This window comes from Flavilitoribacter nigricans DSM 23189 = NBRC 102662, from assembly GCF_002646595.1.
In the GTDB taxonomy this organism is placed as follows: Bacteria; Bacteroidota; Bacteroidia; order Chitinophagales; family Saprospiraceae; genus Flavilitoribacter; species Flavilitoribacter nigricans.
Genome location: NZ_PDUD01000052.1, coordinates 41,523 through 63,363, shown reverse-complemented (window position 1 = coordinate 63,363; position 21,841 = coordinate 41,523). Strand labels below are relative to the sequence as shown.

At 53.7% G+C, this 21,841-nt stretch carries 17 protein-coding genes; 5 read left to right on the top strand and 12 right to left on the bottom strand.

What is annotated here, in order from left to right; all coding sequences use genetic code 11:
• From CRP01_RS36450 to CRP01_RS36425, 6 genes are all read right to left on the bottom strand, one after another.
• Positions 1-438 carry a hypothetical protein gene (locus tag CRP01_RS36450; protein ID WP_099155031.1) on the bottom strand — a complete coding sequence of 146 codons (438 nt, stop codon included), beginning with the start codon at positions 436-438 and terminating at the stop codon, positions 1-3.
• Positions 439-576: 138 nt separating this feature from the next.
• A complete protein-coding gene (locus tag CRP01_RS36445; protein WP_170110698.1) occupies positions 577-1,755 on the bottom strand; it encodes a SpoIIE family protein phosphatase in 1,179 nt (392 codons plus the stop codon).
• Between the two features lie 152 nt (positions 1,756-1,907).
• Entirely contained in the window at positions 1,908-4,718 is a 2,811-nt protein-coding gene (locus CRP01_RS36440; protein ID WP_099155029.1) for a M14 family metallopeptidase, read from the bottom strand.
• 250 nt (positions 4,719-4,968) lie between these two features.
• Positions 4,969-5,889, bottom strand: a complete 921-nt coding sequence (locus CRP01_RS36435) for a hydroxypyruvate isomerase family protein (RefSeq protein ID WP_099155028.1) — start codon at positions 5,887-5,889, stop codon at positions 4,969-4,971.
• Positions 5,890-6,069: 180 nt separating this feature from the next.
• Complete coding sequence (locus CRP01_RS36430; protein WP_099155027.1) at positions 6,070-6,762, bottom strand: response regulator transcription factor; 693 nt, start codon at positions 6,760-6,762, stop codon at positions 6,070-6,072.
• A 10-nt stretch (positions 6,763-6,772) separates the two neighbouring features.
• On the bottom strand, positions 6,773-8,254 hold the full coding sequence (locus tag CRP01_RS36425; protein WP_170110697.1) for a sensor histidine kinase: 1,482 nt from the start codon (positions 8,252-8,254) through the stop codon (positions 6,773-6,775).
• Between the two features lie 122 nt (positions 8,255-8,376).
• On the opposite strand from CRP01_RS36425, the gene CRP01_RS36420 reads away from it, so the two are divergent.
• Positions 8,377-9,543, top strand: coding sequence for a redoxin domain-containing protein (locus tag CRP01_RS36420; protein WP_099155025.1), 1,167 nt, complete (start codon positions 8,377-8,379; stop codon positions 9,541-9,543).
• Positions 9,544-9,668: 125 nt separating this feature from the next.
• Here CRP01_RS36420 and CRP01_RS36415 read toward each other — a convergent pair whose 3' ends face one another.
• From CRP01_RS36415 to CRP01_RS36400, 4 genes are all read right to left on the bottom strand, one after another.
• On the bottom strand, positions 9,669-10,679 hold the full coding sequence (locus CRP01_RS36415; RefSeq protein WP_170110696.1) for a S41 family peptidase: 1,011 nt from the start codon (positions 10,677-10,679) through the stop codon (positions 9,669-9,671).
• Between the two features lie 195 nt (positions 10,680-10,874).
• The gene (locus CRP01_RS36410) at positions 10,875-11,234 is read right to left on the bottom strand and encodes a hypothetical protein (protein ID WP_099155023.1); all 360 of its coding nucleotides are present in this window, start codon (positions 11,232-11,234) and stop codon (positions 10,875-10,877) included.
• A gap of 227 nt (positions 11,235-11,461) precedes the next feature.
• On the bottom strand, positions 11,462-12,250 hold the full coding sequence (locus CRP01_RS36405) for a methyltransferase domain-containing protein (RefSeq protein ID WP_099155022.1): 789 nt from the start codon (positions 12,248-12,250) through the stop codon (positions 11,462-11,464).
• A gap of 27 nt (positions 12,251-12,277) precedes the next feature.
• A complete protein-coding gene (locus CRP01_RS36400; protein WP_099155021.1) occupies positions 12,278-12,778 on the bottom strand; it encodes a DUF4395 family protein in 501 nt (166 codons plus the stop codon).
• A 245-nt stretch (positions 12,779-13,023) separates the two neighbouring features.
• Here CRP01_RS36400 and CRP01_RS36395 point away from each other — a divergent pair, with 245 nt between their 5' ends.
• The 4 genes from CRP01_RS36395 (at position 13,024) to CRP01_RS36380 (ending at position 18,538) form a co-directional block, all read left to right on the top strand.
• Entirely contained in the window at positions 13,024-15,273 is a 2,250-nt protein-coding gene (locus tag CRP01_RS36395; protein ID WP_099155020.1) for a hybrid sensor histidine kinase/response regulator transcription factor, read from the top strand.
• A gap of 304 nt (positions 15,274-15,577) precedes the next feature.
• A complete protein-coding gene (locus tag CRP01_RS36390; RefSeq protein WP_099155019.1) occupies positions 15,578-16,255 on the top strand; it encodes a Tat (twin-arginine translocation) pathway signal sequence containing protein in 678 nt (225 codons plus the stop codon).
• Positions 16,256-16,728: 473 nt separating this feature from the next.
• Positions 16,729-17,535: a sulfite exporter TauE/SafE family protein gene (locus tag CRP01_RS36385; RefSeq protein WP_099155018.1), complete on the top strand. Its 807-nt coding sequence runs from the start codon at positions 16,729-16,731 to the stop codon at positions 17,533-17,535.
• The gene (locus CRP01_RS36380) at positions 17,528-18,538 is read left to right on the top strand and encodes a c-type cytochrome (RefSeq protein ID WP_099155017.1); all 1,011 of its coding nucleotides are present in this window, start codon (positions 17,528-17,530) and stop codon (positions 18,536-18,538) included. The genes CRP01_RS36385 and CRP01_RS36380 overlap by 8 nt, the downstream gene beginning before the upstream one ends.
• A gap of 239 nt (positions 18,539-18,777) precedes the next feature.
• On the opposite strand, the gene CRP01_RS36375 is transcribed toward CRP01_RS36380, so the two are convergent.
• On the bottom strand, positions 18,778-19,662 hold the full coding sequence (locus CRP01_RS36375) for a hypothetical protein (RefSeq protein WP_099155016.1): 885 nt from the start codon (positions 19,660-19,662) through the stop codon (positions 18,778-18,780).
• A gap of 82 nt (positions 19,663-19,744) precedes the next feature.
• Positions 19,745-21,769, bottom strand: a complete 2,025-nt coding sequence (locus CRP01_RS36370) for a hypothetical protein (protein WP_099155015.1) — start codon at positions 21,767-21,769, stop codon at positions 19,745-19,747.
• Between the last annotated feature and the right edge of the window lie 72 nt (positions 21,770-21,841).

The following is a 21,841-nucleotide window of genomic DNA, read 5'->3' as shown; positions in this document are numbered from 1 at the left end:
TTAAAATGGCAATTCTCCAATAATTGCGATCAGGGTAGACCAGGCGATCTTGCCGCCGGTCAGATAGAGGAATATCCGGCGCTTCTCCAGGCCGGAAACCAGCGCAATGGCTACCGAGGGAATGGTGCCGAGAAAAATACTGGCACCGGCCAATCCCCACAGTCCATATCGTTGCCAGATCTTTTTTACGAGAGCGGGGGGAGGAGGAGCGTCGGTAATGGAGGTACGGTTTCTCTTTTGCATCTGCCTGACCCAAACGGATCGGATCTTATTTCCCAACAACAGGCAGAGGAATACCCCAAGCACGGAGCCGGTACTCGTCAGCAGCCAGAGTTCCAGCGGATGGTGACCGTAGGCCAGGCTCAAACCCGCGCCGAGGAACAGGCGCAGCGTACTGGTGGCGATCACCGATCCGTATTCGGCAAATACTTCTAGCATGTCCGGCAATTGAATCCCTTCTCACTAAATTTACGCTTAATTTTTTTCCCGGAAGGATGATGAATATCATTAAATAGAGTGGGAAAACGCAAAATCCAGGGCCAGGCGCATTCTACCGGGCGGTTGGGCCGGTACCGGCTATTTGGAGGGGCCCCGATACTGCAATCCGAGCACGGTGAAGTCGTCGTGTTGCGGGGCATTGCCCACAAAATTCTCTACTTCCTGCTCCAGGAACTGAACGAGATCTTTCATACTGGCGTGCGGTCGCCGGTTGAGCACCCGCCCCAGATGACTGGTCCCGAACATTTTCCTCTCGGCGTTCATGGCTTCTGTGATCCCGTCGGTATACAATACGAGGGCATCTCCGGGATGCAACTGCAGCTCGGAGATCGGGAATTCCGCATCGGGATCAATACCCACGAGCGTACCGCCGGGCAGGTCCATCAATTGGAAGTCGCCCCGGTTGAGTGAGATATAAGGTGGATTATGACCGCCGTTGACAAAACGCAGTACGCCCGTTCGCAGGTGCAGTACTCCCGCGAAGATCGTGACGAACATCATATTGTCGTTGTTGTTGGCGAGCATCCGGTTGACGGAGGGAATAACCTGCCGGAAACCGGGATTGTTACCCGCCAGCAGCCGCAGCGAAGTGAAAGTCCGCATCATCAGCAGGGCGGCGGGCATCCCCTTACCGGACACGTCTCCGATAGCGATGTAGAGGTTCTCGTCGTCGAGCATGAGGGCGTCGTAAAAGTCGCCGCCCACCACACGGGCCTGATTGATGAGTGCGTAAGCATCCACGGCCGGCCGGTTGAGCAGGAGTTTATCTCCGTCCGGAACAATACTGGCCTGGATCTTTCCGGCATTGGCGATCTCCTTTTGGAGGTGCTGGTATTTCAACTGGTCTTCCAGTTCCTTCATCAGCGAGTGATTGGAACGGCGTAGCCGACCGGCCATGATGCTCATCAGGTTGCGGACCCCTTTCTGGGTCATGGCGATGTGACTCCAAAAGGAACTTTCGGAAATGCAAAGCACCCGGCTGGCCTGTTCGGCACGAGCGTAAGCCGAAGTCGGTAATCCCAGCACCAGTGACATTTCGCCCAGGCATTCGCCCACTTCGATGGGAATGGAGATCTGGGTGCCGTCCTTTTCCAGTACGATCGAGATTTTGCCTTCCACCAGCAGGTAAAGGGTATCATTGGAACAACCGTAATCGATCAGCACTTCACCGGCACTCAGCTTCCGTACCGTGCTGGCCTGCAGGATCAGCTGGATCTCTTCGGTAGTGAAGTCGTTAAAAAGTTGGCACTTTGCCATTGCTTGATTCAGGGACGAGGCGGCCATGCGCTGCAATTCGATTATGCGGTTGATTAAATTCAGGCCGGCCAATTTAACGATTTAGCCGGTCTTTTTTAAGCGATATCGACCAGTACTGACAAAACCAGGGTAATATGCGTCCCTTTTTTACCCTAATTACCCGAAACGCCTTTGGCCCCTTTTTCGGTCCCGGCTTCCTCGGGGTATTTCCAGTCGTCCGCAAAGGTCTGCCGCTGCGCCGTCAGACTTTGGGTGTACAGCAGGGCGTTGAACAGGGTCCGGTAAGTGCCCATGGGTTGCCCGCGCCACTGTGGCTGGAAACCGAACAGCAGTACGTGCCCTTTCCCGTAATGCACGTCGAGGGCGGCAGCTTTGCCGTTCAAATACTGTTCGCCGACCAGATAGCCGGAACGGAGCGGTGATCCTTTGGCCTGGTAGCGGGCCAGTACTTCGCCCCGGAAATCATCCGGTGTATCGAATACGGGACTGCTGTAGACAAATACATTGGCGTATTCCGGCATGCCGCTTGTGACCGGGTGGGAAGGATTGACTTCCACCTCCACGATGGAGCCACCGGTAAAGAACTGGCTTCGGTTGACTCCGCTAACGGCGTTTTTAACCGGTAGATGTAAAGCGTCGATCGCAAAATCGCTGCTTCGGTTCAGGCACACCAGCGTACCTCCCCGGTTGACGAAATTCTGGAGATTGCGCGTTCCTGTCTCTCCCAGTCCGCCGGTATACTGGGGAGGGGCCATGCCGAAGGGCAGGCCGTTCTCGATGGTGCCCGGTCTTTCGGAAGCCAGCAGGATGACGTCGAAGCGTTCGTGCAGGTCACCGGCCGTAAAATCCGAATTGCGTAGGGAGGTGTACGGCAGACCGTAGTTGTCCAGCAGCCAGCGGGTCCAGCCCATGTCCATACTGGCCGTCCAGGGGCGGTACACACCGATACGCGGGCGGATGGGCGTGGTGGAAGCAGAGGAAGTAAGTTGCCCGTTGAGCGCATAATCTTTGATCCACTGTTCCATCTGACTGCGGCCGGCTCCTTTGATGCCGTAGGTTTGGGTGTCCTCCAGATAGACCACCTCCAGCTTCAGGTTCAGGGCTTCGCCGATCACGCGGAAGGTATTGTTCTCCCGGGGATCCAGACTTAGGATGTTACCGCTGCCGGATAAAGAACCGGGAAGGGGCAAAATACCGGCGGCAACGGCATCGGTATTGAAGCCGGCTCCCGGGGCAAAATCCACCTTGCTGAGATCTTCCGTGGTATCATCCTCGCCCGGATCGAGCGCCTGACCTTTTACCGGTTTCAGTGCGGCCCGGAAGTCTGCGGGCAGCGGACTGGTCGCAGTGATCACTTTCAGTTCCATCTGGTAGGGAAGTGTCCAGCCGGCGGCATCGTAGGGTTGTTCCAGCGGTCCGTCCGGCGATTCGCGCAGATCCGGATATTCCTGAACATCCAGTACCTGGCGGGCCAGCGCGGCAAATTCCTGATCCATGGGGATCACCCAGGTGCCGCGCGGGTAATCCCGGCCTTCAAAATTCATGTCCCGCTCCAACTGCAAGATGCGAATACCGTTGAAAGCCAGCCGTCGTAGCAGTTCTACCGGGCGGGCGGGGTCGCGTTGCTGCTGGGGAATGATGTAGGCAAAGGGCGGTTCCCGGCGGTATTTTTCAATGGTAGCCCGGGCCGACTGGTATTTATTAAAAAGCAGGGTCTCTTTGTATTTGGCGGCATAATCCAGGGTAGCGATCGAAGCGGTTTCCATATAATCCATAGCGTCTTTCAATCGCCACCAGCCCCCTTTCCACGGACTGGAATAGAGGGACTCGATCTGCAATTTAGAACGGCTGGCCGGAAAATCCCGGATGGTATAAAAATGCGGGGTGGCGTAACGATAAAGTGCCGTTTCCGTCCAGTAGGCCGGGATATTCTGGAGTACCGGCAGGTAATCGATATAACCCGGATACCAGGCGTCAAAACCTTTTCCCATATGGACGGCTCCCGGTTGCCCTTTGGTTTCCAGTTCCTGGGCCATGGCCATGCCGATCATATTGACCTCCCGGGCCACGATGGGTGGTGTTTCGGTAGCTACGGGTTCGGCGAATGGCGGCAGCCAGATCCGGGTCGGAAATGGGGAAGACTGGTGGTGCACATAGATGATGTTGGGTTCCCATTCCCGCCAGGTACGGCCCACTACCCGGGATTCGAGCATATTGAGCATGTAGGCGTCGCGGTTGTTATCGTGGCCGACGTACTTCTGGTATAACCAGGGCGTGGAGGCCGTTTCGTAGGGCGTGCCGACATTACCCAGGTACCAGTCGGCGATGATGTCCTGCCCGTCCGGATTGAGGGACGGCCACAGCAGCAGCACCACGTTTTCCATTATATTTTTGATCTTTTTTTCTTCGGACCGGCTGAGCAGATCGTACGCCAGCGTGATAATGTGCTGGGCGCCGGCCACTTCGGAAGCGTGCAATCCGCCGCTGATGTCCACGATAGCTTTACCTTCTTCGGCGAGGCGGAGCGCGGCCTCCCGACTCAGGTCTTCCGCCGGGTGGGCGAGTTGCTGGGAAATGTCCCGGTAGCGATCGATCTGCGCCAGGTTTTCTTTGGCGGAGATCAGAACATAGTACCAGGGTCGCCCTTCGGAGGTTTTACCGGTTTGCCGGATCTCTACCAGCTCGCTCACCTCCGCCAGCTTCTGGAAATAGTTGATGGATTGCTCGTAGGTAGCCAGGTGGAAATCGGCACCGACCTCAAAACCGATCACTTCTTCCGGTCGGGGAATGGCATTCGCCTGCCCGTAGCTGAAGCAGGGCAGCAGGCAAAAAAGCAGGCAGACTCCGAAGATCGGAATACTTCGGTTGATCTTCTTGGCTGCGCGGCGGGTAATATGGCGGTTCCGGAAAACTTCCGGATCTGAGATAGGGTGGTTGCGGCGGGCCGAAGCGGAAAAAAGCATGGATGATAGGTTTGTAAGCGCCCACCGGGATATGCCAATAGCGTGCCGGTCGAAAAGTGACCGTTTCGACCGGCTGACAACTCCCAAATACACGCTCTAGGTTACCGAATGAGCGTAAAGATATCTAAATGCTGCTTACTTTTTGCCGGAAACCGGCCTGGATGAGCGGAGCGGGCGGAAGCCGTTAAAGTGAGCGGTTCGGCTCACTTTAACGATCGTGTTTCCCGCCTTTGTCTGGAAAGGATTTTCTTTATTCAAAACTATCTACCTCCCGGTAGGCCTGGATCAATCGGGCTTCTCCATCCTTATCCGGATAGAAATTTCCGTGTTCCATACCCAGGATGCCGGTATATCCTTTGTCGTGGATGTGTTTGAAGAGGTGCCGGTAATTCATCTCCCCGGTGGTTGGTTCCTTCCGGCCCGGTACATCACCGATCTGGAAATACCCGACTTCTTCGTAGGCCATATCGATGTTCTGGGTAATATTCCCCTCAGTGATCTGCTGGTGGTACATATCGAACAGGATCTTGCAGGACGGGCTGTTGACCGCCTTGCAGATCAGGTAGCCGTGCGGTACCTTACTGAGGAATACATCCGGGTGGTTGTGCAGGTGGTTGAGCGGTTCCAGTACCATCACCAGGCCGTGCGGTTCCAGAACAGCCGAGGCCTGTTTCAGCGTTTCGACAATATTGGCCGTCTGATAATCCGGCTCCAGCCGGTGGTGGCGATTACCGAGTACGATGGTCATCCAGGTGGCATTTACCCGTTTGGCGACATCCACCGAAGCGGCGAGTTCTTCCACAAAAGCTTTTCTGATCTCCGGATCGCCTTTAGCCAGGCCGTCGCCCCGGCGTACGTTCCAGTTGCCGACGAAGACGCCCATTTCCATATTGAGGTCCGCGAGGGTTTTGCCGATCTTTTCCTGCAGCGCGACGTCCCGGCTGGAGAGGCTGTTGTCCTCAAATGCGCGGAAGCCCTGATCGGCCATGAATTTGATCTGATCGATAGGGTCTTCGCCCGCCGAATGTTTGAACATGCCGAGATGCGGCGCGTATTTCAGTTTGAAAGGCTCGGCTTTGCTGATGCTGGCTTGAGCCGCCCTCCCGGTCAGGGGCACGCTTAGCGCGGCGGACGCCGACAGGGCCGTTTTTACAAAAGTTCTTCTTTCCATAAGTTGAAGTGGATTTTCGTTAAGCTTGAATAAGTAGTAAAAAGAAGTTCTAAAGTAGAGGAAAATGGAGAGAGAGAAAAGTTTCGGATGGCTTATACTGTCACGAACTTGATTTTTACGCTGCGGGAATGCGGGGAAGAGACTGGCCCGTTACCTGCCGGTCGGCTTAAAAAGGTCCGGTTAATCGTGCACCACCAGGCGGTATCCCAGTCCCCGGTGGTTGACGATCTCGACGTTCGGATCGTGCCGAAGGTAGCGACGCAGCCGGGAGATAAAGACGTCCAGGCTCCGGGAATTGAGAAAAGCATCGTCCTCCCAGATCTGCAGGAGGATGGTTTCCTTGCGCAGCAGTTCGTCCCGGTTTTGGCAGAACAACTGCAGCAGTTCGGCCTCCCGGACGGTCAACTGGGTAGGAGCCTGACCCCGGCAAACGAGCTGCCGTTTTTTGACATCCAGCTCGTACCGGCCGATGGTATGGGTATCCGCGGGGGGCGGGCCGGCGGAGAGGAGTCTTTTATCACTGAGCAGGACTTTCATCCGCACCAGTAGTTCTTCGATGCCGAACGGTTTTTTGAGATAGTCGTTGCCGCCGGCTTCAAAACCGCGGACCACATCTTTGGGCCGGGCCCTGGAGGTCAGAAATAGGATCGGCGTATCGAGATCGGCGGCCCGGATGATACCGGCGACTTCAAAACCATCCCGGCGGGGCAGCATGACATCCAGCAGAATGATGTCGGGTGCCTGCTCCCGGTATACGCTGACGGCCTGGTCACCGTCCGTAGCCTGGACCACTTCGTAGTCGGACTGTTCGAGATTATCCCGGATCAACATGGCCAAGGAGGGCTCGTCTTCAACCAGCAGGACTTTCAGCATGACATTGGGTTTACTTCTCGATGATCACTTTCATAATGGTTCCCCGGGGGTGGTTGCTGTGCACCTGGATCTTCCCTCCGAGGGTTGCTACACATTGCTGAACGTGGTAGAGGCCGATCCCCGTGCCTTTTACCGTATAATTGCGATCCTGATCCGAAGAGCGATAAAATTTTTCGAAGATATGCCGGCGGTCTTCCGGCGCGATACCCCAGCCGTTGTCGGCTATTTCCAGGACAAAACCCGGTCCGCTGTGCTCCAGACGCACATCGATGTGCACGCCTTCCTGATCCGAATAGCGGATCGCATTCTGGAGTAAATTATCGATAATGGTCGTCAGGTGAAAACGGGAGGAGACCACTGGGAATTCCTCCCGGTCGGGTAGGGTTACCGAAACCCGCTTTTCCGCCTTTTGCCGATAGCGATCGGTGGCGGCCCGCAGGAGTTCCATCAGGTCCATCGATTCTTTCTCGATTTCACCAGACTCCCGGCCGGTACTGTGCAGGAGGATACTCTCCACCAGTTCCGATAGCCGGTTCAGTTCCGTGCCGGAGATTTGGAGGTAGCTCGCAAATTTCTCCGGCCGGTCCTTTACCTCAAAGCGCCGGAGACTGTCTACGGCCAGCCGCAGCGCGGAGATCGGTGTTTGTAGTTCGTGGGTGATATTGTCGATAAAATTGTCCTTCATTTCCGAGAGCTTTTTCTGATAAAGAATGGTAGAGAACAGCAGATAAAAGCTCAGCAGTGTCAACAGGATCACGGCGGCCGATCCGGCGATGGTAAAAATGGAACGCCGGAAAATAGCGTAGCTGGGATTGTCTATTACCGCCATGGCCAGTTTTTCCTCGATCCAGGTATCAGCGAAGAGCGGATGCGCTCTGGAACGCACGGTGGCTTCCATGGCCTCATCCGCAGCGGACGCAAAGCTTGAATCGATCCGGATGGTAAAATCACTGTGAATGTCCAGGCTGTCCAGTTTGCTCCGAAAGCTGTTGTGGAGGGTGGCCGTATCTACCGGTAGCTCCGTCATGTTGCGTTTGATGCGCTCTCCCAGACGATCCGTCCAGAAGACGATACTCTCGGCGTTGAAGTCTTTACGGGCCTGCTTTTCCATCTGTTCCAAAAACCAGATAGGGGTTTCCGGGGTCAGGGTATCGACGAGTTCAATGGTTTGGCGGAAGGAGATGGAGGTGCCCAGATCCCGCGTGTCGGGGTCCATAAAATCGAAAACCATCAGTTCATCTTCCGGGTGGCGATGGGCCTGGATAATGACCACTCCGGGATCATCGAGGTCTTCCATAAAGAGGTGGACCAGCCGGTCGACCCGCGCGGATTTTTCCGCCTGGACGGACTGGGCAAATAGCTCATTTACCAATGCTTTAAAGTCGGCCTGTTGCCGCTGAAATTCCTGGTAGGCCAGATAGCCCTGCATGAACAGGAGCGCCAGCAGACAAAACAGCATGATACCCAGCAGTATGGAGATTCGCTTCGTCATGCGGCTAAAATAGGTCCTTTCTTTCCAGCGTCGAAGGCTGTTAACAAACATTTACACTTCTTAGGAGTGGATTAGGCAAAAGTCCGTGCGAATGCCTCTAGATTGCCCAAAAAAGCAGAACTATGAAGTTATTACTGACCTTAAGTATCGCCTTTTCCCTGTCGCTATCCGTTTCGGCTACCAACCCTCTGGTCGTAGGAGATAAAATGCCCGAACTGACCCTCAACCCGGTAGGGGAGGAGGCACCCCTTTTGCTGACGGACCTTCGTGGACAAGTAGTAGTCCTTGAATTCTGGGCCACCTGGTGCAGTCCCTGTATTCAGAGTATGCAGCACCTGAAAGAACTGGAAGAACAATTTGGCGACAAGCTGGTCGTCCTTGCCGTCTCGGACGAGCGCCCGGCCCGGATCGCCTCCTTTATGAAAAATACCGATTTCCCTTTCCATTACGTAGAAGAAAACGATCGGCTGCGGGAATACTTTCCGCACCGGGTCATTCCCCACACGGTGGTACTTTCACCCGAGCAGGAGGTGGCCGCCATCACCCGGCCGGGAGCGCTGACCGAAGCGTTTATTTCCGGTTTGCTCCGCGGGAATATGACTACGTTGCCGCTGAAAGAAGACCGTCCCTGGGATATGAACACGGACATTTTTGGTCTGGATACCCTGGCGCTTAGCGCTTTTCAGATCCAGCCCGCCCGCCCGGAAGCTCCGACGCATTCGCGCAGCTACCGCAAGGGGCCTTTCAAGGATCGGCGTCGAAGTTTCGTCAATTTCCAGGTGCCGATGTTGTACCGGGATGCTTTTGACATCAGTGTTTACCGCATGGATTACCTGGAAGAGGAAAATCCGGAGACGTATTGTGTTGATATCCTGGTGCGGGATTCGGAGCGGGATCAGCTGGAAGCAATTCTCCAGGATTCTCTCCAGGCTTATTTTGGCTGGACGGCCGCCTGGCAGGCCCGGGAAACGGAAGTCTGGGTACTGTCCGCGCTCCCGGATGGGATCACTCTGCCAACGGCTGAAGCCGAGGCGTACAGTACCTCCGGCGGTGATCATTTCACCTGCGCCGGTGCTACCCCGGCTAAATTTGCCGACTATCTGGAATCTCATGGGATAGCCGGTATGCCGGTGGTCGACGAAACGGGATCGGATGCCTTGTTTCGTTTCGATTTTTCTTTTCAGCCGGAAAATTCGAAATCCTTCTTTGAAGCGCTGGCCGGAATGGGAATGGCCGTCAAAAAAGAGCAACGGGTAATCGATATTTTGGTGCTTGAACCTCCGCGCTAGATAGCGGTTTTCTTGTGGCTACCGATCGCCCGGGCGAGTGGACCGTCCGGGTGATCTTAATCTCGCATGATCTGGGTTGGTGGTCATTCCCGGTGAGCTCGGGTAATAAGCGCATCAATCCGACCTTATTCCCGATTCAGCCATTCAATCGCTTCCCGGACACATTCGTCCTGGTCCGATAGCGGTTCCCGGGCAAACGGCATTGCTACATCTACGTCGACAAACTCGTCGTAAACGTTGCCGTTCCTATCTTCATAATAGCTTACGGAAATGGTCAAGCCGATGGCATCATCAATCACCGTCCAGTCCGTAGCCGTAACCATCCCCAGCGTTTTTTGCCCAAAAAACCGGGTCTTTTCCTTCCCCTTGAAAATGACCGCCAGTGCCTCGCCCGAACTCGCGGTGTACAAACTTGTCAAAACGGCAATTTTCGGTTTGTTGGGCAGCTGGCAGTGGTCTTCCAGTTCGATGGAGTAGCCATCGTAGTAAAAGTGATCGTTCTCCACGCGCCAGCTGGAGCTTTCCGCTTCGGTGAGGCCCCGGGTGCCGCCCACGGCGCCGTTCCCAATGATCAGGGCCAGACCCTCGGCCATCGGGTGCATATTGCCGCCTCCGTTGTATCTGAGATCAATGATCCAGTTTTCGGCCCCCGCTTCGATCAGGGCACACACTTTATCCTGGATTGCTCCTGCCATTTTTTGGTTATCCCCGGTAGGCAGTCCAACGATCCTTACATATCCGATATTATTTTCTAAAGTTTCGGCGTGGAATTTATAGACATTGCCCATTTGAATATCATTGTAAATGTCCGGCTGGAAGGACTGCTGGTGTGCTTTCAGTTCGCCGCTGTAATAGCTCGCAAATAGCTGGTTTTGGTAGAACATGCGTCCGTGCTCATCTCCCAGCGACCGGAGTAAATAGTTCAGGGCCGGTTTCAGATCCGCTATGTATTCGGCGTGTTTGGTCAAATCGTGAATATTCAGTTTTAGCGTATCCCAATCGACCCGGTTGCGGTAGAGGGAAGCTACTTCGGCGTGTTCGACCACGCTCTTCAGGGTACTTTGAACACCAACCGGATCTTGTCCGTAGGCGCAAGGGGCAAACAATACGAGTAATCCGAATAGTATTTTTTTCATAGTGATCATTTGTCGATTGATGACCGCCGGGCAGAGAACTGACCGGACGGACTGTATCCCCCTAGCCGGATCGAAACAGCTGAACGTTTCCTCAAGATGGACGATACGCACGAATTCGCAAAACGGCAGATATTATCCAGCCGGAATGCATGACTGTTATTGGAAAAAGACTACGGAAATTGAATTGAATGTGGTTTACCGGATCTCAAAACCCTTCACCACAAAACTCATTTGATCGTTATCCCGCAACAAGGATACCTCATTGCTATTACTTTCGTGGCGAAAACGATCGCCGACGGCAATGGTCTTGTGCAAGTACTCCGGATCGGATTGCTTCAGGAAAGAAGGCGGTACCATAAGGTTGGTTTTGCCGTCGAGTTCGATGAAAGCATATTTATGGTGGGAAAAAATATCGGTAACGGTCCCTTCGATCTGATCGTTCTCCGTCAGGATCGGATAACGCGCTTTCAGATCGGAATAGTAGATATCGCTGTGGATCATTAGTCCCAGGATCAGGGCCACGATCGGGATCAGAAAAAGCAACTTCTTATTCATAACCAGGCTAATTTTTGCCTGAATTTACAAAGAAGCCCGCAAAACCGTGCTTTCGGGCGCATTTGATCGGGCGCTTTGTCCCAACTTTAACAGAATTTCCCCGAAACACTCCTCATCAGCCGTTGTACTTTGCGTTTTCGGCCCGAACGGCAAAAAGGCAGGCACCGGGGCACTTACCTTTTCTCCGTTCACTGGTTTGCGGTGAGCCGGTCATCCAGACGGCTCAATTATTCTTTGACAGCCAGGATAGACAGGCTCTTGATGCCGTAATCGCGACTGGCGCCCTGAGCTCCTTTCGACAGAAAAGCATAGGGATTTTCCCGAACGATGCGGACCCGCATTCCGGCGGCTTCGATCAGATCCAGGTAGCGGGTTTCGGGGATAGCTCCGCCGATACAGGCCGCCCAGAGTGAAACATTACAACTGATCTTTTCCGGCAGTGGTTTGGTGGTCACGATATCGGAGAGCACGAGCCGCCCGCCCGGCTTCAGGATCCTGGCGGCCTCCCGAAAGACCTGCTCCTTCCGACTGGAGAGGTTGATGACGCCATTGCTGATCACCGCGTCGATGCAGTTGGATACAATGCAGGGCTCTTCAATGTAGCTCTCCAGGAAATGGATATTGCTGAAGCGGTATTGGTGTTGCAGGTCCCGCGATTTATGGAGTTGTTCGGGCGTCATATCCAGACCGATCACTTCGCCCTGTGGACCGACCGCATTGGCGGCGAAGAAGGCATCCATACCGGAACCACTTCCCAGATCAACGACAGCTTCTCCTTTTTTCAGTCGGGCCAGATCAAAGTAATAGCCGACGCCGGCAAAGGAATCGATCGCTGCGGCGGGAACCCGGTCGAGCGCGCCGGCGGGGTAACCCAGTCTTTCCGCCAGATTCCGGCCCATTTCAAAATGGTACCTTTCGGCGGGGTTAAGGGCCACGGCCCGGTACATACGCTTGACGCGTTGTTCTAATTCCTGGTGGTTGATTTGTGATCTAACAGGTGCTGCTAAAGTTTGCATGTTGGGTAAAGTTTTGAGGGTTTAAGATTAAAATTCGGCCTTGGTCCGGCCGTTGGTTATTTTATAAATGGCATTGAAGATGACGGAAGGCATACACCAGTCGATGGTGCTGGGCAGCGTGGCCACTACGGCCAGGATGCCGGCCAGGATCATGGCGGTCGTCACCGAGCCGGTTGCCAGAAAGTACACCACATAGCCCAGCCAGATACTGGCGAAGCTGCAGGCGAAGCGCAACTGGGTAGCTCTCGGAGGCAGAGCCGGCTTGTTCAGCCATCGGCTCAGGGTGTAATTGTAGATATAATCGAAGGGGTGATTGGGCAGGATAGCGCCGAGCATGGCGATCCCCAGCAATCCGGAAAACAGGTACAGACTTTGGGTGTAGATCCCCGTGATGATGATCAGGGTGCACAACTGGTAGGCGAAACGGATGCCGACAGCCAGTTCACTCAGTTCCCGGTCACTTTCCGTAGTATATCCCTGAGCCCGCAAGCGATTAATTCTGGTCTTTGATAAAATATTGGTTTTCATAATGATCTTTAGGTTGAAGTTTTAGTTATTTTCAAATCACAATGCAAAGTTATGGGGCCGGGCTATGGGAGGTATTAAGCATCGTTCCGAATGCGTTAAACTTGGTTGCAGGGGCCTTAAATATGGTTGCATTTTGATTAACTATTGTTGCGTCGACTGGATTTTGTAATCGCAATTATTTGATATTCAGTGTTTTGTAGTTTGAGTTGTTTTTTACCTATTTTTAAAGCCAAAACCCTGTTTCCGTGAGCTTTTCCGCTAAGAAATTTGTCGAATGGGGGCATCACCCGGATGATCCCCAGGACGAAAAACTGAAAAAATCCAGTTTACTGGTGGTATCGGGACCTTTTGCGCTGGCCGGACTGATCTGGGGCGTTTTGTATTTTTCCAACGGACTGCTCATTCCCGGAGCCATTCCTTTTACCTACGGTGTGCTGTCCATCATCAATATCATCAGCTTCGGCTTTAGCAAGCAATACGTTTTCTTTCGGAATAGCCAGTTGGTGCTCATCCTTATCCTACCGTTTGCCCTGCAGGTGAGCCTGGGTGGTTTTGTGCCCAGCAGTGCCGTCATTTACTGGGCCATTATCGCACCGGCGGGAGCCATGTTCTTCGACAGTATCAAGCGCTCGGTATATTGGTTCGGAGCTTATCTGGCATTGTGTGTGATCGCCTACCTGATCAATGACCTGATTCCGGAATACGTCAACTGGGATCTTTCGGAAAGTTTCGTCAACGGTCTCTTCCTGATGAATATCATCGGGGTCTCCTGCATCGTTTTTGGTATCCTGTATTACTTCGTCAGCACGATCACCAAACTGAACGAAGACATCGAGAAAAAGAACGAGGTCCTGCACGAGCAGTCGATCCAGCTCCGGGAGATGGATGAGATCAAATCCCGTTTCTTTGCCAATATATCACACGAGTTCCGGACTCCGTTGACTCTTATCCTGGGGCTGGTGAAAAAGCAGGTAGCCCACCCGGAGCGCCCGCCGGATCTGCGCGATAGCGATACCATGCTGCGCAACGCCCGGCGTTTGCTGCAACTCATCAATCAGTTGCTGGACCTGTCCAAGCTGGAATCCGGTGAGGCCAAATTGCAGGCCGTGCCGGACGACATTGTGCTATTCGTGAAAAACGCCACGGCGCAGTTCGAATCCATGGCCCTGGATAAAGGCCTCAGCCTGACCTTCAACGGGCGGCATCTGGAAGAACCGGTGGATATTCCGCCCATCGAGATCTACTTTGACCATTCCAAAATGCATAAGGTGCTGAACAACCTCCTGTCCAACGCCATCAAATTCACCCGTGCGGGTGAACGGGTGGCCGTGGAACTGGAACAACTCCGCGATACCGACCAGGATCGGGAAGTGGTCGTGGTGCGGGTCATCAATACGGGCACGGAGATCCCGGCGGAGAAGCTGCCGAAGGTATTCGACCGCTTTTACCAGGTGGACGGTGCGAGCAATCGCGAGTACGAGGGTACGGGCATCGGACTGGCCCTGGTCAAGGAATTGGTGGAAATGCACCACGGACAGGTGAGTGTGAGCAGTAAAATGCAGAAAACCTGTTTTTCAATCAGTCTGCCGGTGGGTGACGATTACCTGGGCGAGGAAGAGATCGTCCGGACTCCGATGGCCGATTCGGAGGAGGAACTGCCGGAACTGATACCCGGGGCCGGAGCTCCCATTGCCAACACCTTATTGGATGAGGGCGAGAACGATGCCCCGGATACCGGGCGGCTGGAGATCCTGATCGTAGAAGATAATTCCGATCTGCGCTCCTTTATAAAAGGTATACTGGAACCCGAATTTCAGGTGATCGAAGCGGTGGATGGCCTCGATGGTTTTGAAAAAGCCGGCGCGGCGATCCCCGATCTGATCGTCAGTGACGTAATGATGCCGCGGATGGACGGTTACGAATTGTGCAAACAACTCAAAACGGATGACCGCACCAACCATATTCCGGTAATCCTGCTGACCGCCAAAGCGGCCCGGGAAAATAAACTGGAAGGACTGGGGCAGGGAGCGGACGATTACCTGATCAAACCTTTTGATGAAAAAGAACTGACTGTCCGGATCCGGAATCTGATCGATCTCCGCAAAAAGCTACAGCAGAAATACCAACAGGATTTCAGTTTACAGGCCGATGCGGTACCGGTCCCCACCGTACCCAACAAATTCCTGGAATCGCTGCGGGCCGTGGTTGAAGCCAATATAGATAATGAACAGTTCGGTGTGGAGGAAGTACAACGGGAGATTGGCATGAGCCGATCGCAGATCCACCGCAAGTTGAAGGCCCTGACGGGACAATCCCTCACTACCTTTATCCGGAACTACCGCCTGCACCGGGCCGCGGAGCTCCTCAAACAGGACGTCGGCAATATTACCGAGATCGCATTCGAAGTAGGCTTTAACAGTCAGACCTATTTCAGTTCCAGTTTTCAGGAATTATTCGGTTGTTCTCCTTCGGAATTTAAAAAGAACCACAGTTAAATTACTGGGCATCCGGCGGGACGGATCGGTGGAAAACCGGATCGGATCCGGCCAATCTGGGGTTAAAATTCCCGGAAGGACGAAATTTAGGCAGCTCATTCGGATCAGGTGCTGGCACCCGCCGGCCGGCCATTTTGGGTGATTTTCGGCTAAATTGCTCAAAAAAAGACCCCGATCGGTAGTATTGGCTCAAAAATACCGGCAAAACGCTCACCTAAACTGCTCGAACACTAAACCTCCCTTTCAATCAAAGCGATTTCATCACAACTTGGGCTTATAAATTTTTTACTAAAACCCAATCGTGATGAAACATGACAATAACTCCAGGAGAAGATTCCTGGGATCGCTGGCCACCGGAACTGCCGTATCCAGCCTTGGTATTATGCCCCAAATCCTGCAAGCTGCAACCCCCATCAACACTACGCTGGTACCCGATGCGGATTCCTGGCTCAAAAAAGGGATCAAAGGCAAGCACCGGGTAGTTTACGATGGTCCTGAGCCCCACAATGCTTTCCCGATCATCTGGACCTGGGCGTTTTATTACACCAATAATCAGACCGGTGCGGACGATGACGATATGACCGGGGTTTGTGTACTGCGCCACAACGGCATCCCTTTCGCCATGAAAGACGAACTGTGGGCTAAATACAATTTCGGAGAGGTATTCAAAATTAATGACAACACCACCGAAGCACCCGCCGTCCGCAATCCTTACTACCAGCCGAAAGACGGCGACTTCCCGCTGCCCTTCATTGAAGGCATCAAAAAACTGCAGAATCGCGGAGCTATGTTCTGCGTTTGTGATCTGGCCATGACGGTATTCAGCGGCGCGGTAGCCCAGGCTATGAACATGGATCCGGAAAAAGTAAAACAAGAATGGGTTGCCGGCCTGTTACCGGGAGTCCAACTGGTACCTTCCGGGGTCTGGGCACTTGGACGGGCCCAGAAATACGGTTGTGGTTACATTTACGCCGGAGGTTAATGGCCGTCAACTCCATTTTTCAGGAGCGTGCTGGGATCATAAATTGAGCTACAAAAACTACTTTTTCGCCGGTGCACCGGCCGTTTAGCACACACCGGTAAGCACCTACAAACGTCCTTCGTTTAAACCGGAAATTGACGGTTTTTCCTCAGAGGACGATCCCAAACAAAGCAGTGAAAACTACTGCAAACGCCCCAAAAACTCCATGAGATCCCCGGTCGCCGGACCGGTATTCATCAGATTCGTGTATTTCCTCTCTTTGGTACTTCTCCCGCGGAGCAGTTCGGGGATGGAGATACACGGATCGGTGATATTCGGGAAATGGGAGCCTCCCCGTTCCCGGGTCTGGAGTACCCTAAAACCCTGTGTTAATTACCAAAATTAAGTACGGATCCCCAACGGAGCAGAGGCGTCGGTCTCCGGCCTATCCTGTTCCCGGATCCAGGGCTTGATTTTTAAATTGAAAGTGCAACGTGTTAGGATATATTGCATCATTTTGTGTCGGCTTGATCCTGGGGCTGATCGGTGGCGGAGGTTCGATCCTGGCGATACCGATCCTGATCTACCTGTTTTCCGTAGACGTGGTGCAGGCCACGGCTTATTCGCTGTTCATCGTTGGTGTAACCAGTCTGATGGGTTCCATCCAGAAGTACCGGGAGTCGCTGGTGGATCTGCGGGTCGGCCTGATCTTCGGTGTGCCTTCCATCCTGGCCAAGTTTTTATCCCGTAAGTACGTGGTGCCCCAGATCCCCGAAGTGATCATGGACATGGGACCAATCGTACTCACCAAGCGGATGTTCATCCTGAGCCTTTTCTGCCTGATGGTCATCCTGGCGGCTTCCGCCATGATCGCCAACCGGGCCCAGCCGGTGAGCCGCTGGTACGAAGGGAAAGGCGGCAGTGCCCTGCTGGGTACGCTGGGCGGTGTGATCGGCCTGATCACCGGTATTTCGGGTCTGGGTGGCGGATTTATTATCGTGCCGACACTCCTGTTCTTCACCCGTATCCCGATCAAAAAGGCGATCGGCACGGCATTATTCATCATCTCGGTAAGTTCTCTGATCGGATTCACCGGAGACCTTTCCCATACCCAGATGGCGTGGCCGTTTTTGCTCGGCATCACCGGCATTGCAGTATTGGGTATTTTCACCGGTAACTTCTTTTCCAAGCAATTATCAAACCTTCAGTTGAAAAAAACATTCGGTTGGTTCGTATTGATCATGGGGGTAGCTATATTGCTGAAAGAGACCTGCTTCATTATCCATAAGATCCATGCTTAAGTACGTTTTTTTCCTATACTTCTTCTTCGGATTATTCCTCGGCATCCTGGGGGCCTGTGCTTATTTCAGCTTTTTCCGGGAGCCAACCGTGGTGCAGCCGGTAGCAGAAAGCTCCTGGCATCTGAAAAGTATCGACACGGACCTGCCGGCCGGTGATGAGGGCGCCCGTATCAAGTACGGCTTCATCCTGATCACCAAAACTTCGGAATACATCGGCCCGCTGGCCAAGGAGGACAAGATGCGATTCGCCGGCAATAATCTGGCCTGTAACAACTGCCATCTCAACGGCGGCCGGAAGATCGGGTCGGGCTCATTTGTCGGCGTGTACAACCGCTTTCCGCAATTTCGGGGCCGGGAAAACAAGATCGGCACGCTGGAAGAACGCATCAACGGCTGTATGGAACGCAGTATGAGCGGCAGTAAAATGCCCGAAGACAGCGAGGAAATGCAGGCCATCATCTCCTACATGAAATGGCTGAGCGACGGGGTGCCTCCCGATATTGAGAAGAAATTCAAAGGATACCTCCCGATCAAGATCCCGACCTTCAAGGCGGATACCACCGTGGGCAGACAGCTTTACCAGACCCACTGCGTGGTGTGCCACCAGGAGGACGGTAGCGGTGTAGCCATTCCGGGTAAAACTTTTAGCGGATATGTCTATCCACCGGTCGGTGGGCAGGACTCCTACAACAACGGCGCCGGCATGAACCGCGTACTGACCGCCGCCCAGTTCATCAAGTACAACATGCCTTTCGGCACTACCCACGATAATCCCGTGCTGACCGACGAAGAGGCCTATCACATTGCCGCCTACATCAATACCTTCGACCGGCCGGAAAAACCGAACCTGGAGGCGGACTTCCCCGACAAAAAACTAAAACCCGTTTCTACGCCCTACGGCCCCTGGACGGATGAATTCGATCCGGATCAACATAAGTTTGGTCCATTTCCGCCGATCATTGCTTACTATAAGGAGAAATTTGATTTGAAGAAGAGTAAGTAAGTGAGATTTGGGGAGTGGGAGATGGGGTGATTGGGAGAGGGGGTGATGGGGAGAGGGCGTTGCTTTTTCTTTTTTTTCGAGGCTTTACTTTATACTCTGCCAGTAAGTTGGAGATGATGCAGCCCTGTAAACAAGTGGTTTACAGGGCTGTGTGCGTTGATTGGGCTAAGCCATTTTTGGCTTGGGGGGCATCCCGGCTTTTGGATGGCTAACTGTATATTATCCGGGAACATCATGCATCACTGGCCGCTCCTCATGCCGTCATCGGTGCCGTAGACCTTATTTTTATAAAAAGCCTCTGCCTGTACCAAAGCTTCCTGCATGTTGGTATGTTTTTCCTTGCGGTCGATCAGCCGGTTTGCGGCGGCTTCGGCGGCAGCGAGCAATTCCTTTTTACTGGCGTATCCCTCGGAAACCAGGGTCGTAGTCGTATAGTATTCACCCAGACGATTGACGACGGTTGAGATGACGTCGCCGTATTTGGCCTTGATCTCCTTGCTGGAATAGCCATTCACCATGCCCCATAGGTTTTTATTGGCCGCCTGCTTCGTCAGGGTTGACCAGGTAGAGACGGAGCTCAGGGCCTGGGTGAGCTTGACGAGATTGTTGGTGATCTGCTGGTCGGTTTCTGCCTGCCGGACTTTGTCGAGCGACCGGATGATCCCACCTAGTTCCTCGTTGGTTTTCTCCACGGCCGCCTGGGCCCGGGGGATTTCCGCCCGGTAATGCTGGGCGATGTCGTACCATAATTCCTGGCGGAAGTTACCGAGTTCGTACAGGGTGCCGGACCAGCTTTCCAGTTCTCTTTGACTGAAACTGCGGTCGAGGCCGGAGTCGGGTTCGGCGAGCCGGACGTATTCCCGCAACTGATTTTCGAGCCGGAGGTAGGCCTGGATGTTCGGTTGGTAGATTTTGGCGTTTTTCTTCCGCTTGAGCACGTTGTAATCCGGGCGGAGGCGAATGAGTTCGGCATTGGAAAACCAGTACAGTTTCACGGCGTCCAGTGCATTGGACAGCGCGTTGGTGCCCGCGGCCGATGCGGTAGTATTTTCCTGAGCGCTGAGCCATCCGCACTGCAGCAGCAGCAGACTGGCGAGTAGTAGAGATTTTATGGAGAATTTCATGATTATTGATTTTAGAGATTAAAAGAAGAAGGAGGCGTCCCGGCGCGGGAGATACCGAAGCGGGGACGCCCCCGGGGTTTTATCAGTGTTGCAATAGTCGATTTTCGTCGATGACGATGATCTGATCGTTCGTTTCAAAAGGTTTGATCTCCTGTTCCCCGTTTTCGTAAAAGGCTTTTCCCTTTACTTCCACCTGGTAATTTTCGGAATACTTCACAAAAGGGATCTCGATCTCCGAACCGATGGTAAGGGCGTAATGCGACAGGAGATAAGGGCCTTTGAAAACGGTCTGCTCCCCAAAGTGGAAGGCGAGGGTTACCTCGATGTATTTCAGCGCATCCTGGTCTTCCTGGCTCGGGCGCAACATGCTGGCCAGTACCACCTTTTCGGTCAGTTTGTTTTGTTCGATGACGTTAAAGCTGGCCAGCGGGCGGGCGTTGTCAAAAGCATCCGTAAGCTCCCGGTCGATCGCTACGGCCAGGGTTTGACTGTAGAGTGTATTACTTTCCCTGATCGTATAGTCCAGGTCAAAATTGAAACTCGGCATAAACAGGCGACGCAGCGCCAGCCCGTCATCCGGCAGATCGATCTCCAGCCGGATATGCTGATTACCGGCCGGGATGATCCGGCCTACGGTGCGCCCGTTGATTTTCAGCGGTTGTTCCTGGATGAAGGCCAGGTCGCCCGGAAATTTCGGGTTCAGAGCCGTGTCGTAGGCCCGGAGTGCGCGATTGGCTTGTTTGATCTGTTCGGGATTGTAATCCAGACTGACATTCAGGTGCAACTGGATCTTCGACTCGCCGGTAGGGGAGTAGTAGATCTCTCCCAGTTTATCCAGGCGCTGGGTCTCGGCGTGCTGCATGGGCAGCAGACTGGCCTGAGCGGGAAGCGCGTAATACTGAAAGGGTACTCTGGGCAGGTCCTGTAAAGCGCCATCCACCAGGATCTTGGTTTCCACCAGCATTCGTTCGCGGTCTGTAGCGCCGTATTTTTCTACCTGCTCCAACAGCTTGTGGAACAGCTCCTGGTACATCCGGTCTTCGCTGAGCAATACGTGGTCTACCTTTTCAAAGCGGTAGTACTGGAACTTCGCCAGCAGCTGATCCTTTTTCCAGGCATCGTGCGTCGTGGCGATCTGATCCAGGTAATATTGCAGGACATTGATGTACAGGCGGTTGATCAGTAACTGTTCTGTTCTCTTATTCCGGCGGTCGGCTTTAAAGGCATAGATCTTATTTTTGTCGCCGTTGGCATTTATGGCGAACAGCGGCGCCGGACTGGTCTGAAAGCTCTTCAGGTCCTTATGCTGACTTTTAAAAATGATCCGGTTGGCGGCAAAAAGGAAATCCGTGCCAAAGCCGCTCGTCGCATTCAGGAAGATCGGACTTTCGTAAATGATGCAGTTGGCGATCACTTTGATAAGGGCACGTTTCTGACGGCTCAGGCTCAGCAGGGTGCCGTTTATCGTGGTAGCGCGCGGCACGTACAGGGTATCGACTACGAGGTAATGGTTGCGATTGTCATTGAAGCTGACCAGCCCCAGGTTGATCCGTCTGGCGTAATGGACGTTGATGGCGCCGGGAGTCTTGCCGTTGAACACATAGGAGCGGAATTTTCCGGCTTCCAGGCTCAGTGCCTCCTTATTCTCATACCGATCGGTGATCTGCGAAATGGACAGACTATTGATCCGGGGTACGGATTTACGCGTCCCATTTTCCCTGTAGAAGGGATATTCGTCGGAAAAAGGCAGGCGTACCGAATAATCGTACAGCGGATAATCCTTTTTGGCATTAGCGCTTTTGCTGACCCAGTAACCGTTTTTGCCGGGGGCGGCGGGCAGCATCCAGTCGTAGCGGGGTTTCCCCGGCATTCTTTTGCCGGATCCGTTAGCTACGGTAGTTACGTTGGCTTTGCGGTTGGGTGATGGTTTGGCCGGAACACCGACTCTACCGGCCGGCCGGGGTGCCGGACTGATCCGGCGATTCACGATGGGAACCGGGCTTTTGCCTTTGGATCGGTTATCGATAACCCGGTCGCGCTGGGCCTGCACGCTGAGGGCCAGGCATAGGAATAGCAGTAGGCTTATATATCCTTTCAGGGATTTCATGATGTTTGGATTTTAAAGTTCAGTACGGATTTGTGATGGAATTGGCGGGTTGGGCCGGCCTGCTGCCGGCCC